Genomic DNA, 13,196 nt, shown 5'->3' with positions numbered 1-13,196 from the left:
GATCTGGCACGATGTCGCCCATGACGACCACCCCTGAGAAGACGGTCCGGCCCGAGCCGGGACGATCCTTCGTCGACCGCTACTTCAAGATCACCGAGCGAGGGTCCACCGTGGGCCGCGAGGTGCGTGGCGGGCTCGTCACGTTCTTCGCGATGTCCTACATCATCATCCTCAACCCGCTGATCCTCGGCGGCGTGCCCGACATGAACGGCGAGACGCTCGGCGGACCCGACGGCATGGCCAAGATCGCCGCCGTCACCGCCCTCGTCGCGGGGCTGCTGACGATCGCGATGGGTGTCGTCGCGAACTTCCCGCTCGCGCTCGCCGCGGGCCTCGGCATCAACGCGCTCATCGCGTACCAGGTGGTGGGTGCCGGGAACGTCACCTGGGCGGACGCGATGGGCCTCGTGGTCATCGAGGGCATCATCATCCTGGTGCTCGTCCTGACCGGGTTCCGCGAGGCCGTGTTCCGGGCCGTGCCCGTCGAGCTCAAGACCGCGATCAGCGTCGGCATCGGCCTGTTCATCGCGTTCGTCGGGTTCGTCAACGGCGGCTTCGTGAGCCCCGGCGGCGGCACGCCGCTCGAGCTCGGCGCGAGCGGCTCGCTCGCGGGCTGGCCCGTGCTCGTGTTCGTGATCGGCCTCGCGCTCGCGATCGTGCTCTCGGTGCGCAAGGTGCGCGGCGCGCTCCTCATCGCGATCGCCGCCGCGACCGTGCTCGCGGTGATCCTCGAGAGCACGCTCTCGATCGGCACGAGCAGCGAGGACAACCCGACCGGCTGGCACCTCAACGCGCCCGCCGTGCCCGACTCGCTCGTCGCCGTGCCCGACTTCTCGCTCCTGGGACAGTTCTCGCTGCTCGGCTCGTTCGAGCGGATCGGCGCCGTCGCCGTCGTCCTGCTCGTCTTCTCGCTGCTGCTCGCCGACTTCTTCGACACGATGGGCACCATGGTCGCCGTCGGCGGCGAGGCCGGGCTGCTCGACGAGGAGGGCAACCCGCCCAACACGCGCCGCATCCTCGTCGTCGACTCGGTCGCCGCCATCGCGGGCGGTGCCGCGAGCGTGTCGTCCAACACGAGCTACGTCGAGTCCGCGACCGGCGTCGGCGAGGGCGCGCGCACCGGTCTCGCGTCCGTCGTGACGGGGTGCGCGTTCCTGCTCTCGACGTTCCTCGCGCCGCTCGTCGGGCTCGTGCCCGAGGAGGCCGCGACGCCCGCGCTCGTGTTCGTCGGGTTCCTCATGATGACGCAGGTCACCGGCATCCGGTGGACCGACTGGGAGATCGCGATCCCCGCGTTCCTCACGATCGTGCTCATGCCGTTCACGTACTCGATCTCGGTCGGGCTCGGCGCCGGCTTCATCGCGTTCGTCCTCATCAAGGTCGCCGTCGGCAAGGCGCGTGCGATCCACCCGCTGATGTGGCTCGCCGCCGCCATGTTCGTCGTCTACTTCACGATCGGCCCGATCGAGAACCTGCTCGGCGTCAACCTCTGACATGCCCGTCTTCTACCGCCTGCGCAACACGCTGCAGCGCTACGACTGGGGCTCGACGACGGCGCTCCAGGGCCTGCTCGGCCTGCCCGTCGACGGCGAGCCCGCGGCCGAGCTGTGGATGGGTGCGCACCCCAAGGGCCCGTCGTACGCGGTGCCCGAGGGGGGCGGGGAGGGCGTGTGCCTCGAACGGCTCGTGCGATCGGCGCCCGAGGCGCTGCTCGGGGCGCGGGCCGTCGAGGAGTTCGGGCCCCGGCTGCCGTACCTGCTCAAGCTCCTCGCGGCCGACAAGGCGCTCTCGCTCCAGGTGCACCCGCAACCGCACCGGGCCCGTGCCGGGTTCAACGCCGAGAACCGGCGCGGGCTCGCGCTCGACGCCCCCGGACGCAGCTTCCTCGACGACCAGCACAAGCCCGAGATGGTCGTCGCGATCACCCGGTTCGAGGGCCTGTCGGGCTTCCGGCGGCCGCGACGCATCCTCGAGCTCCTCGACGGGCTCTCGGGCGAGCTCGTCGGGCGCATGCGCGCGGCGCTCTCGGCCCGCACCACGACCGACGGCGTGCGCGAGGCGTTCACCCTCGTGGTGCACGCCCGCACCCTGCCGGACGTCGCCGCCGACCTCGACCGGACCGTGGCCGACCTGCGGGCGCGCATCGCCGTCGGGACGGCCTCGCCGCGCGCCGACGAGACGGCGGTCGCGCTCTCTGAGCAGCACCCCGGCGACCCGGGCGCACTCGTGTCGCTCATGCTCAACCGCGTCACCCTCGAGCCGGGGGAGTCGATGTACGTCCCGGCCGGGCACGTGCACGCCTACCTGAGCGGGTGCGCGGTCGAGATCATGGCGAGCTCGGACAACGTGCTGCGCGCCGGCCTCACGACCAAGCGCGTCGACGTCGACGCGCTGCTCGAGTGCGCGACGTTCGCCCCGGGCCCCGCCGCCCGCCCCCGGCGCGTGCCCGCCGGCGGGGGGCTGGTCGACCACCACGCGCCCATCCGGGAGTTCCGGCTCACGTACGGTCGGCCCGGGGAGTCGCGGTCCGTCGCGCTCGCCCCGGCCGGGCCGCGCATCGCGGTGGTCGTCGAGGGCACGGTCGTCCTGCGCGCCCGCGACCAGGAGATCGTGCTGCGAGCGGGTGAATCTGCCTTCGTCCCGCACGAGGCGGGAGGCCTCGCGGCGCGCGGGGCCGGACTTCTCGCGCTCTCCCAGTTGCCGTGACGTAGGTCACCGGCCAGCATCGACCCAGGGACCGTCGTCCGAGGCATGCGACGTGCGCGTGCGGCGCCCCTCCCTGTCGTCGACGCGGCAGGTGATCGCGCTCATGGCAGGCGGGTCGATGGCGGAGCTCCTCGGTGGGACGCGGCGTGCGCTGTGGCACCTGCGCGCGGGCGGTCTCGCACAGCTGCGTGCGCACAGGCTGCGGCGCTCCGCGGGAGGAGGACCGGGGCAGGCCCCGGTGCGCGTCGGGCGGTCGTCGCGCGGCACGACCGTGCACGTCGACCCGTGGCCCGTCCCGGCGGTCGTGCCCGTGCGCGACGTGCGCGTCGGGGTGATCCTCGACGACTTCTCACGACTGGCCCTGGCGCCCGAGTGGGAGCAGGTGCTGCTCGACCCGTCGACGGGCGTGCGCGTGCTCGACGACGAGCCGATCGACCTGCTGTTCGTCGAGTCGGCCTGGAACGGCAACGGCGGTGCGTGGCAGTACCACCTGACGGGCCCGACGGCTCCCCGCCCCGCGCTCGTCGACCTCGTCGAGGCCTGTCGCGCGCGCGGCATCCCGACGGTGTTCTGGAACAAGGAGGATCCGGTCCACTTCGAGGACTTCCTCGACACCGCGCGCCTCTTCGACCGCGTCTGCACGACCGACGGCGACATGATCCCCGGGTACCGCGCGGCCCTCGGGCACGACCGCGTAGAGCTGCTGCCGTTCGCCGCGCAGCCCACGATCCACAACCCGGTCCGGTCGCACGGGCACGGCCCGCAGCGCGACGTCGCGTTCGGCGGGACCTACTTCGCCCACAAGTACCCGGAGCGGCGCGAGCAGATGGACGTGCTGCTCGGCGGGGCGCTCGACGCGTCGGCGCACATGGAGCACGGGCTCGAGATCTTCTCCCGGTTCGCCGGCCGCGACGAGCGGTACCAGTTCCCGCCGCCCCTGGACGAGCGCGTCGTCGGCTCGCTCGACTACGAGCAGATGCTTACCGCGTACCGCGAGTACAAGGTGTTCCTCAACGTCAACTCGATCGTCGGCTCGCCCACCATGTGCGCGCGCCGCGTGCTCGAGATCAGCGCGTGCGGCACGCCCGTGGTGACGACGCCCAGCCCCGCGATCAGCGCGCTCTTCGAGCCCGACGAGGTCTTCGTCGTCCACGACCGCGAGGAGGCCGCGCACACCGTGCGCGCGCTCGTCGGCTCGGCCGAGCTGCGTGACCGCGCGACGCACCGGGCACGTCGCCGCATCTGGCGCGAGCACACCTACGGTGCGCGCGTGCAACGCGTGCTGCACGACGTGGGCCTCGCGACGACCTCGACCCTGCCGCGGCCCCGCGTCACGGCCCTGGTCTCGACCTGCCGACCGCACCGGCTCGACGACGTCGTCGCGACCGTCGCCGCGCAGCGCGACGTCGACGTGCAGCTCGCGGTGCTCGCGCACGGGTTCGAGGTCGACGCAGACGAGCTCCGCCGCAGCGCCAAGGAGGCCGGGATCGACGACGTGCTCGTGCTGCACGCCGACGCCGACGTCCCGCTCGGCGAGTGCCTCAACCGCCTCGTCCGGGCGGCCGACGGCGACGTCGTCGCCAAGATGGACGACGACGACCTGTACGGCCCGTACTACCTCTCGGACCAGCTCGACGCGCTCGCGTACAGCGGGGCGGACGTCGTCGGCAAGCAGGCGCGTTACGTGTACGTCGAACGCCAGGACGTGACGCTGCTGCGCTCCGCGGATCGCGAGCACCGGTTCACCGACCTCGTCGCCGGGCCGACGATCGTCGCGCGGCGTGACCTGGTGGGCGACCGGCCCTTCGCGGCGCTGCGCACCGGGGAGGACACCGCGTTCCTCAGGGGCGTCGTCGCCGACGGCGGGACGGTCTTCAGCGCCGACCGTTTCGGGTTCGCCCAAGTCAGGAGCGCGGACGGCGGGCACACCTGGGACGTGGACGACGCGGCGCTGCTCGCCGAGGGGCGTGTCGTGCACCTGGGACCCCCCGTCGCGCAGGTCGCACTGTGACCGACGAGCAGGCGGGCGTGGGCACCGTGGCCGTGGTGGGCCTCGGGTACATCGGGCTGCCCACCGCCGCGATCCTCGCGTCGAAGGACGTCAAGGTCGTCGGCGTCGACGTCAACGAGCGGACCGTGGCGGCGGTCAACCGCGGCGACGTGCCGTTCGTGGAGCCGGAGCTCGCCACCTACGTGGCGGGCGCGGTCGCGCACGGCCACCTCCGTGCGTCCTGCGTCCCGGAGCCCGCGGACGCGTTCATCATCGCCGTCCCGACGCCGTTCACGGCACGGCGCACGGCCGATCTCAGCCACGTCGAGGCCGCGGCCCGCTCGATCGCACCGCACCTCAACGGGGGCGAGCTCGTGATCCTCGAGTCGACCGCGCCGCCCCGCACGACCGCCCGGATGGCCGAGTGGATCCTCGACGAGCGTCCTGACCTCAGCGTCGACGGCAGCGGCGGCCGACCCGTCATCCACGTCGCGCACTGCCCGGAGCGCGTGATGCCCGGGAACGTGATGGTGGAGCTCATGACCAACGACCGGGTCGTCGGCGGGCTGACCCCGCGCGCGTCCGTGCGGGCCAGCGACCTCTACCGGATCTTCTGCCGCGGCACGATCGTGCAGACCGACGCCGTGACGGCCGAGATGACGAAGCTCGCCGAGAACACGTTCCGCGACGTCAACATCGCGTTCGCGAACGAGCTCGCGGCGATCTGCGAGGTCGTCGGCGTCGACGCGCGCGAGCTCATCGCCCTCGCGAACCACCATCCCCGCGTGGACATCCTGCAACCGGGACCGGGTGTGGGAGGGCACTGCGTCGCGGTCGACCCGTGGTTCCTCATCGACGCCGCCCCCGAGGCGGCGCAGCTCGCGCAGCGGGCGCGCCGGATCAACGCCGCGCGTCCTGCAGCCGTCGCCCGGCAGCTGCTCGAACGCGTCGAGGGGACATCGAGCCCCCGGGTCGTGGTCCTCGGGCTGGCCTTCAAGCCGAACGTCGACGACGTCCGGGAGTCGCCCGCCGTCGAGGTCGTCCACCGGATCGCCGAGCACCGGCCCGACGCCCACGTGAGCGTGGTGGACCCGCACGTGCACGACCTCCCGCCCGCGCTCGCCGCGCTCGAGAACGTCGAGCTGCGCGAGGTGTCGTCCGCGACGGCGGTCGCCGACCTGCACGTGCTGCTCGTCAACCACGACGCCCTCGGGCCCGCCGTGCGGGTGCTCGGGCGGCGTCCGACCTTCGTCGACGTCTGTGGCGGGACACCACCGCGTCGACGAGGACACGCATGAGGGCCGGCACGCGCCGCGGTGCCGTGGCGATCGTGGCGGCGCTGCTCGCGCTGCTCGTCGCGCTCGACCACGACGCCGCGTGGGTCCCGGCCCTGGTCGTCGGGCTCCTGGTCGTCGGCCTCGGGCTCGGGCTCGAGGCCGTCCTCCTCGGACGCCGTGCAGGACGCCGGCAGGCGGAGCTCGCGGCCAGGATCGCGCACAACCACGAGCGCGCCTCGGTGTGGAACCACCACCTCGAGCGTGCGCTCGGCATCGACCGGGACGCGGTCGTGCCGGAGCCCGCCCCCGCCCCGGACTCCGCTGCGACCGGGCCCGACCGGTGGGACGACGCCCCGGGCGTCGTCCCGGGGCGCACGAGCATCGTGATCGAGGCCCAGGGCCCTGCCGACGGCGTCCTGCGGGCCCTGGCCGGCGTCGCGGCGTCCGACACCGTGCCCGGCCGGACCACCGAGGTCGTCGTCGTGCACCGCACCGTGGCCGAGCCCGACCGGGCGCGCGCACGGGCCGCGGTCGGGGAGACGGGCGGGACCTACCTGCCGCTCCCCGACGGCACGCCCTGGGATGTCGCCGTCGACGCCGGGATCCTGCGTGCGTCGGGCGACGTCGTCGTCCTCCTGCGCGGCGGCGGCGTGCTGCGCGGCGGGGCGCTCGCGTCCCTGGTGCGCGCGCTCGACGACGCGGACGTCCGCGCGGCGCAGGCGCTCGCCGTCGACCACGACGAGCGGATCCTGGCAGCGGGTCTCGTGCAGGTCGACCGCCGCGCCCTGCCCGTCCGGCTGCTCGCCGGCCTCTCCCCGGACGACGCCCGCGGGCTCGACGGCGCGCGCCCTGCGGCCGTGTCCTCGGTCGCATCCGCGTGGAGGACGAGCGAGCTGCGGGCCCTGCGGGGGTTCCGGGCCAAGGAGTCGCACGCCAGGCACCCGGACGACGCCGACGTCGACCTGTGCCGTCGCGCGCGAGAGACGTTCGGTGGCTCCGTGCTCGTGCTGCCCGCGGCCCGTGCCAGCGTGCCTCCCGAGCGGCCGTCAGCGGGGGGACCCGGCAGGGACGTGCGAGCCCCGTCGGAGGTCCGCGGCGTGCACGAGCTCGACGCGCTCCTCGACCGGTGCGGGTTCGTCGCCGCACACCTCGACCCGGGGGACGGACGGTCCGGGCCGTCGCCGGTGCTCGTGCGTGCGCCCGCCCGGCCCCGGCGGTGGGGCGTCGTCGTCGCGAGCACCCCCGGCTCGGCCGGGGACACGTGGGGCGACACGCACGTCGGGGAGTCGCTGCGTCGCGCGCTCGTCGCCCAGGGTGACGAGGCGGTCGTGCACCGGGCCGCGGCCGCCGCCTCGGGCGCGCCGCGGTTCGACGACGTCGTCCTCGTCGTCCGGGGCACGCGCCGCGTCCGACCGGTCCCGGGACGGATCAACGTCCTGTGGGTCATCAGCCACCCGGAGGACGTCACGCCCGACGAGGTCGCGGAGTTCGACCTGGTGCTCGCGGCCTCCGAGTCGTGGAGCGCGCGCACCTCGCGCGCGACCGGGCGGGAGGTCCACGTCATGCACCAGGCCACCGACGCGTCGGTCTTCGGCACGGACGTCCCTCCGGTGCCGAGCGACCTGCCGATCTTCGTCGGCGGTGCGCACGTCGGGCGGGAGCGACCGGTCGTGGACGTCGCCGAGCGCGCGGGGGTGCGGATCGCCGTCCACGGCGAGGGCTGGACCGCGGGCCGAGGACGGCTCGCGGTGCACGGCCCCTACATACCGAACCACGAGCTCTGCGCCCGGTACCGCGGGGCGCCGCTCGTGCTTGCCGACCACTGGAGCTCGATGGCGAGGGAGGGTTTCGTGCAGAACAGGGTGTTCGACGCGTTGGCGTCGGGGGCGAGGGTCGTCTCCGACCCCGTGGTCGGGATGCGCGACCTGCTGGGCGACGCGGTGCGGACGTACGACTCCCCGGGCGAGTTCGCGCGCCTCTGCGACCCGGCCGGGGCAGACCTGTTCGGCTCGCTCGAGCAGCGCGAGGAGGTCGCGCGATGGGTGCGCCGGGAGCACTCGTTCGACGCGCGTGCGCGCCGGCTCATGTCGCTCGTCGACGCGACCGAGGAGGTCGCGTCGTGGCGCTGATCATCGCGGGCTTCCATCGCAGCGGCACCTCGGCGCTCGCGCAGATGCTGCACACGGCCGGTCTGTTCGTCGGGGACCGCCTGCTCGGCGCGATGCCCTCGAACCCCTACGGCCACTTCGAGGACCGTGACTTCCTCGACCTCCACCGCCAGATCCTGGGAGCTCACGGTGGCGACTGGCAGTGGGTCGAGCCGCACCCGTTCCACGTCGCGCCCGACCACTGGAGGGCCATGCGTGCGCTGGCCCGCAAGCGCGAGATCCACCACGAGCGCTGGGGCTTCAAGGACCCGAGGGCCTGCTTCTTCCTCGGCCACTGGAAGTACCTGCTGCCCGACGCGAAGACGGTCGCGATCTACCGGGACCCCGCGGACTGCGTCCGGTCCATGGAGGTCCGGCACGCGCGAGCGATCCTCACCGCCGAGGGCAACGCGGCAGCGCACCGGCGGTTCTTCGAGGAACCGGACCACGGCCTCCGGCTGTGGGCGACCTACAACCGTCGTCTCGTCTCCTTCGTGGAGGCGCACCTCGAGGACTGCCTCGTGATCCCGTTCTCGGCGCTCGGGCGCGGGGCGCCGGTGGTCGAGATGGTGAACGAACGTCTCGGGACCGGTCTGGTGCCGCAGGCGGGCGCAGGGACGTTCGACGCCGCGGCGACGTCGCAGCGCGACGCCCCGCAACGAGTGTTCGACGGTGCGGTGGCCGACGAGGTGCGCGAGGTCTGGTCCGCGCTCGAGTCGCTCGCCGCACGGACCAGCCCGACGGAGACGAGGAGCCTGCATGCGTGACCTGAGCCCGACCACCGACAAGGACGCCGCGAGCCTCGCGATGGAGAACGAGCTGCTGCGGTACGAGACGCTGCACCTGCGGGCCCGGCTGGCCGGGGTCGAGCGCCGGCTCGTCGCCGCGAACCAGGAGCTCCGGAGGGTGAGCGCCGCCCCCGCCCCGGGCAGGGCGACCGCCGTGGCGGCCCCCGGTCCCGCTGCCGCACCTCAGGTCGACAGGTCGCGCAACGACCTCGTCTGGCTGCTGCGTCGCCTCGACGGGTCGGCGGGACGGTGGGTCGTGCGCCGGTTCTCCGGCTTCCGCGACCTCAAGGCGCGCTATCTCGAGGAGACGCCGTGACCGCGACCGCGCCCGGGCGCGAGACCGACTTCGTCTGGCGAGGCCGGTTCGCGTCGCTCGTCGAGGGCTACGACGGGTGGAGGATCCCGCGGATCGACGTCGAGGAGGAGCTCGACCGGGCGCAACGGGTCGTCGTGGTGGACCCGTTGTCGTTCCCCTGGGACGCGCTGCGCCCGCGGCACGAGCGCAAGCCGCTCGTGATCTGCATCGACGACGACGACGTCGCGGAGGTCGTGGACGCCGTGATCGGCGCCGGCGGGCTCGCGAGCAGGATCACGCCCTTCGACACGGTCCTCAGGGACCGCGCCGAGCTCCCCGACGCCCTCGCGGCGCCCGCCCCGGCGCCCTTCGGCAAGGACCAGTTCCTCGTCCTCGTGGAGCACCTGGCCACCGAGCTCGACGTGGTCGGGCGGACGTTCGGGCTGGAGGCTCCGCTGGTCAGCGTGCACGGGACCTCGACGCGCCCGTTCGAGGGCTGGCTCGAGGCGCGCGCGACCGCCCGCCGTGCGGAGCCCGGCGCGCACGGCTGCGCGCACGCGGCGGTCGTGCTGCTCCTCGACGACGCACCCACCGAGACCGCCGACGTGCGCGCCGCGATCGACGAGGCGATGCGTGCGCTGACCCCGGGCGGCAGCCTCGTCGTGGTCGGCGACGTGGTGACGGCGCCGGGTGGCCCGGCCCGGCCGTGGCTGTCCGAGCTCTGCACGGTCGTCGACGCCGCGGCCGGTGGTGCGGTCTCGGTCGAGGAGATCCGTGCCGTGCGCTGGCCGGGGGAGATCCTCACGCGCGGCGTGCTCCTGAGGTACCACGCACTCGTTCTCTCGGACGACGGAGGGACCGCATGAGGGTCGTGGTGTTCTCGAACGACGTGGTGCCGGGCATGGCGATGCCCGTGGCCGCACCCGGGCTGCGCGCGTGGGGCCTCGCGCAGGGTCTGCGTGCGCACGGGCACGACGTCACCCTCGTGGTCGACGACCGGGTCGTCGCACGCGTGTGGCGTCGAGGGGTGCCTCCCGCGACGCCGCGCGGCACCGTCGTCCTGTCGCCCCAGGACCTGCAGACGTACGCGAACGCGCACCGCGCCGACGCGCTGGTCGTGACGAACTCGAACCCGGTCCGCTGGCTCGACGACGGACTGCGCGCGCGTCTCGTGTACGACTTCTTCGCACCCAAGGTGCTCGAGTTCGAGGAGAAGATGCCGACCCTCCCGCCCTCGGTCGCGCGCCGTCAGCGTGAGGGGCTGGTCCGCCAGAAGATCGACGGGCTGCGCAGGTGCGACGCCGTCGTCGTCAACGGCGCCAAGAAGCTGCCTTACGTCCAGTCGTGGCTCGAGCGCGCCGGCGTGCCCGGCACCCCGACCGCGCTGGCGACCATGGCGCTCCCGCTGCACCCACCACGACGCCGCACGGAGGGCCCGGTCGAGCTCGTCGTCTCGGGCTACCTCCAGCCGTGGTCGCGGCCCGGGGCGTGGGTGGAGGCGGTGCTTCCGCTGCTCGACGCCGGCACGGCGCGCCTGCACCTCATGGTCGCGCACCACTGGGGCGCGACCGAGGTCGGCGCCCTGCCGGACTCGCTCGCGCGGCTCGCGGCGCACCCGGCGACGACCCAGCACGGGACGATGGACTTCCGGGAGTTCCGGGGCCTGCTCGCGGGGTGCGACGTCAGCATCGACGTCTTCGCGCGAAACCCGGAGCGCGAGCTCGCGATGGTGACCCGGTCCGTCGTCGCGCTGTCGTGCGGCGTCCCCGTGATGCACGTGCCGTTCACGGAGGTGAGTCCGATGATCGAGGCCTACGGTGCCGGGTGGCTGGTCGACGAGGACGACGTCGAGGCGGTCGGGTCGGCGCTCGGCGCGGTGGTGCGGGACAGGGGAGAGCTCGTGCGCCGGCAGGACGGCGCCCAGGCTCTCGCCCAGGACCTCGTCGACGCGCGCGAGGCGACGCGAGCGATGTCGTCGCTGCTCGAGGAGGTGTGCCGGTGACGACCCCGACCCTGCACTTCATGACCCCGACGTACCGTCCGGCCGGCGGCGTGGTCAAGCTCATGGACTACGTCAACCACGCGCTCGCGGGCGGGTATGGCGCGGCCGTCTACTGCGCGGCACCCCGACGGGCGGACGAGCCGCTGTTCGAGATCGAGAGGTTCCGCGGGCTTCGTGACTCGGACGACGTGGCGTTCCTCCCCGAGTCGCAGCTGCAGGTGGGCGACGACGACCTCGTGGTCATCTCGCTGCCCGTGCACTACCCGCTCGCGCTCGCGGGGCTGCGGCCGTGGATGTCGCCCGACCGGATCGTGCACATCGTCCAGGGGGTGCGCCACGCCAACCCGCGCTGGCTCGGCGGAGGGCCGCTGCGGACGCTCTCGCGGCCGGCGTCGCGGATCTCGATCAACGAGATCGTGGCCGGTGTGATCGCGCCGTACCTCGATCCCCGTGGACTCCACCGCACCATCAACCTCGGCCACGAGGTCGGCTACTTCGCGCACCCGGGTCGGGAGGTGCACGACGGGCCCCTGCGCGTCGCGTACACGACCTGGAAGTCGGAGATCGGCGACAAGGTCGCGCACGACCTACGGGACGACGCGCGCTTCGAGCTGCGTGCCGTGCGGGAGCAGACCTCGTGGGAAGGGCTCAGGACTATCTACCGGTGGGCCGACGTCTTCCTCAGCACCCCCGGACCCGAGGAGGGCTTCTACCTCCCCGGCCTCGAGGCGATGGCCGCGGGGGCCGTCGTCGTCACGCCCGACGTCGGGGGCAACATGGCGTACTGCGTGCCTGACGTCAACTGCCTCCTGGTCGGGTACGAGGACGTGGCGGGCTACGTGACCGCGCTGCGCCGCGTCGAGGCCGACCGGACGGGCCTGGCCCGTGCCCTGCGCGAGCAGGGGCTGCTGACGTGCGAGGCGTTCGACCTCGGGTCCGAGGGCGAGCTCTTCCGCGAGTTCGTCGCGCAGGTGCGCGAACGTGCCGCGGACCGCGAGGGGCGGCCGTCGCCGTCGAGGCCCGCGCACGACCGCACGACGACGGGGCCGTCGGCCCTGACGACCGACGTACCGGAAGGATCGCGATGACGACGAGTCTCGAGGGCAAGACCTTCGTGCTGGGGGTCGGGGCCCAGAAGGCAGGGACGACCTGGCTCTACGACCACCTCGACAGGACGCCGGGCATCGAGCTGTCACCGATCAAGGAGCTGCACTTCTTCGACACGTGGTACCTGGGCGGCCCGCAGGCGATGAAGGAGCTGCGCCAGCGCAGCCGCGCCGAGGGCGGGCGGATCGCGCACAACTACTCGGCCGAGAAGGCGGCACGGCTGCTCGCCATCCTCGACCGTTCGCTCATGCTCGACTTCGACCGGTACTTCGCGCACTTCGAGCGGATCGGCGACCCGTCGTCGCCGTTCGTCGGGGAGATCACGCCGGCGTACGCGCTCCTGTCGGCGGAGAACTTCGGCGAGATCAAGCGGGCCTGCAACGACCGGGGGATGCAGGTCAAGGTCGTGTTCCTCATGCGTGAGCCCGTGGACCGCATGCGGTCGGCGGCGCGGATGACCGTGGCGACGAAAGGGGCGGAGTCGTTCGAGGACACGTACCGGCGTCTGCTGTCGATGCGCCCGCACGTCGACCGCGGCCGCTACGAGAAGCAGGTGCCGGCGCTCCGGGAGGTCTTCGGCGACGACCTGTACGTCACCTTCTACGAGACCTTCTTCGGCGGAGGGACCGCGGAGTTCGACCGGCTGGTCGACTTCCTGGGCGTCGAGCGGGTCGCTCCGGACCTGGCGCACCGGGTGCACACCTACGCGATGGAGGCGCGCGACCTGCCTGCCGAGCTCGTCCGGCAGGCCGCCGAGACGTACGCCCCGACCTTCGCGTTCGTCGACGCGGAGTTCGGCGACCAGGTCCCGGCGGCGTGGGCGGCGCGTGGTGGGGCCGGACGTGGACGTCGCCGGGCGGCGACGGTCGGCGGCTGACGCAGCG

11 protein-coding genes are annotated in these 13,196 nt (G+C 73.4%); all 11 read left to right on the top strand.

What is annotated here, in order from left to right:
- The first annotated feature begins 20 nt into the window (after nt 1–20).
- The 11 genes from CLV28_RS09960 to CLV28_RS09910 are packed head-to-tail and all read left to right on the top strand — an operon-like array spanning nt 21 to nt 13,189.
- The gene (locus CLV28_RS09960) at nt 21–1,493 is read left to right on the top strand and encodes an NCS2 family permease (RefSeq protein ID WP_373314227.1); all 1,473 of its coding nucleotides are present in this window, start codon (nt 21–23) and stop codon (nt 1,491–1,493) included.
- Nucleotide 1,494: 1 nt separating this feature from the next.
- Nucleotides 1,495–2,706: a mannose-6-phosphate isomerase, class I gene (gene manA, locus CLV28_RS09955; RefSeq protein WP_100423186.1), complete on the top strand. Its 1,212-nt coding sequence runs from the start codon at nt 1,495–1,497 to the stop codon at nt 2,704–2,706.
- Between the two features lie 58 nt (nt 2,707–2,764).
- On the top strand, nt 2,765–4,717 hold the full coding sequence (locus tag CLV28_RS09950; protein WP_308440367.1) for a glycosyltransferase family protein: 1,953 nt from the start codon (nt 2,765–2,767) through the stop codon (nt 4,715–4,717).
- A complete protein-coding gene (gene wecC / locus CLV28_RS09945; RefSeq protein ID WP_100423185.1) occupies nt 4,714–5,994 on the top strand; it encodes a UDP-N-acetyl-D-mannosamine dehydrogenase in 1,281 nt (426 codons plus the stop codon). The genes CLV28_RS09950 and wecC overlap by 4 nt, the downstream gene beginning before the upstream one ends.
- Entirely contained in the window at nt 5,991–8,102 is a 2,112-nt protein-coding gene (locus CLV28_RS09940) for a glycosyltransferase family protein (protein ID WP_157802594.1), read from the top strand. The genes wecC and CLV28_RS09940 overlap by 4 nt, the downstream gene beginning before the upstream one ends.
- The gene (locus CLV28_RS09935; protein WP_157802593.1) at nt 8,093–8,887 is read left to right on the top strand and encodes a sulfotransferase; all 795 of its coding nucleotides are present in this window, start codon (nt 8,093–8,095) and stop codon (nt 8,885–8,887) included. The genes CLV28_RS09940 and CLV28_RS09935 overlap by 10 nt, the downstream gene beginning before the upstream one ends.
- The gene (locus CLV28_RS09930; protein ID WP_100423182.1) at nt 8,880–9,224 is read left to right on the top strand and encodes a hypothetical protein; all 345 of its coding nucleotides are present in this window, start codon (nt 8,880–8,882) and stop codon (nt 9,222–9,224) included. Before CLV28_RS09935 ends, CLV28_RS09930 begins: the two co-directional genes overlap by 8 nt.
- A complete protein-coding gene (locus tag CLV28_RS09925; protein ID WP_100423181.1) occupies nt 9,221–10,069 on the top strand; it encodes a hypothetical protein in 849 nt (282 codons plus the stop codon). Before CLV28_RS09930 ends, CLV28_RS09925 begins: the two co-directional genes overlap by 4 nt.
- Nucleotides 10,066–11,205, top strand: coding sequence for a glycosyltransferase family protein (locus CLV28_RS09920; protein ID WP_157802592.1), 1,140 nt, complete (start codon nt 10,066–10,068; stop codon nt 11,203–11,205). Before CLV28_RS09925 ends, CLV28_RS09920 begins: the two co-directional genes overlap by 4 nt.
- Entirely contained in the window at nt 11,202–12,293 is a 1,092-nt protein-coding gene (locus CLV28_RS15825) for a glycosyltransferase (protein WP_157802591.1), read from the top strand. The genes CLV28_RS09920 and CLV28_RS15825 overlap by 4 nt, the downstream gene beginning before the upstream one ends.
- Nucleotides 12,290–13,189 carry a sulfotransferase gene (locus CLV28_RS09910; protein ID WP_100423178.1) on the top strand — a complete coding sequence of 300 codons (900 nt, stop codon included), beginning with the start codon at nt 12,290–12,292 and terminating at the stop codon, nt 13,187–13,189. The genes CLV28_RS15825 and CLV28_RS09910 overlap by 4 nt, the downstream gene beginning before the upstream one ends.
- Nucleotides 13,190–13,196: the final 7 nt, after the last annotated feature.

The organism is Sediminihabitans luteus (genome assembly GCF_002797595.1).
GTDB classification, from domain to species: Bacteria; Actinomycetota; Actinomycetes; order Actinomycetales; family Cellulomonadaceae; genus Paraoerskovia; species Paraoerskovia lutea.
This window is presented reverse-complemented; position numbering and strand designations above follow the sequence as displayed.

What these genes read in the sequence shown, in the direction of transcription:
- CLV28_RS09930 (WP_100423182.1), top strand. Translation starts at nt 8,880, where the DNA reads ATGCGTGACCTGAGCCCGACCACCGACAAGGACGCCGCGAGCCTCGCG.
- CLV28_RS09960 (WP_373314227.1), top strand. Translation starts at nt 21, where the DNA reads ATGACGACCACCCCTGAGAAGACGGTCCGGCCCGAGCCGGGACGATCC.
- CLV28_RS09940 (WP_157802594.1), top strand. Translation starts at nt 5,991, where the DNA reads ATGAGGGCCGGCACGCGCCGCGGTGCCGTGGCGATCGTGGCGGCGCTG.
- CLV28_RS09920 (WP_157802592.1), top strand. Translation starts at nt 10,066, where the DNA reads ATGAGGGTCGTGGTGTTCTCGAACGACGTGGTGCCGGGCATGGCGATG.
- manA (WP_100423186.1), top strand. Translation starts at nt 1,495, where the DNA reads ATGCCCGTCTTCTACCGCCTGCGCAACACGCTGCAGCGCTACGACTGG.
- CLV28_RS09910 (WP_100423178.1), top strand. Translation starts at nt 12,290, where the DNA reads ATGACGACGAGTCTCGAGGGCAAGACCTTCGTGCTGGGGGTCGGGGCC.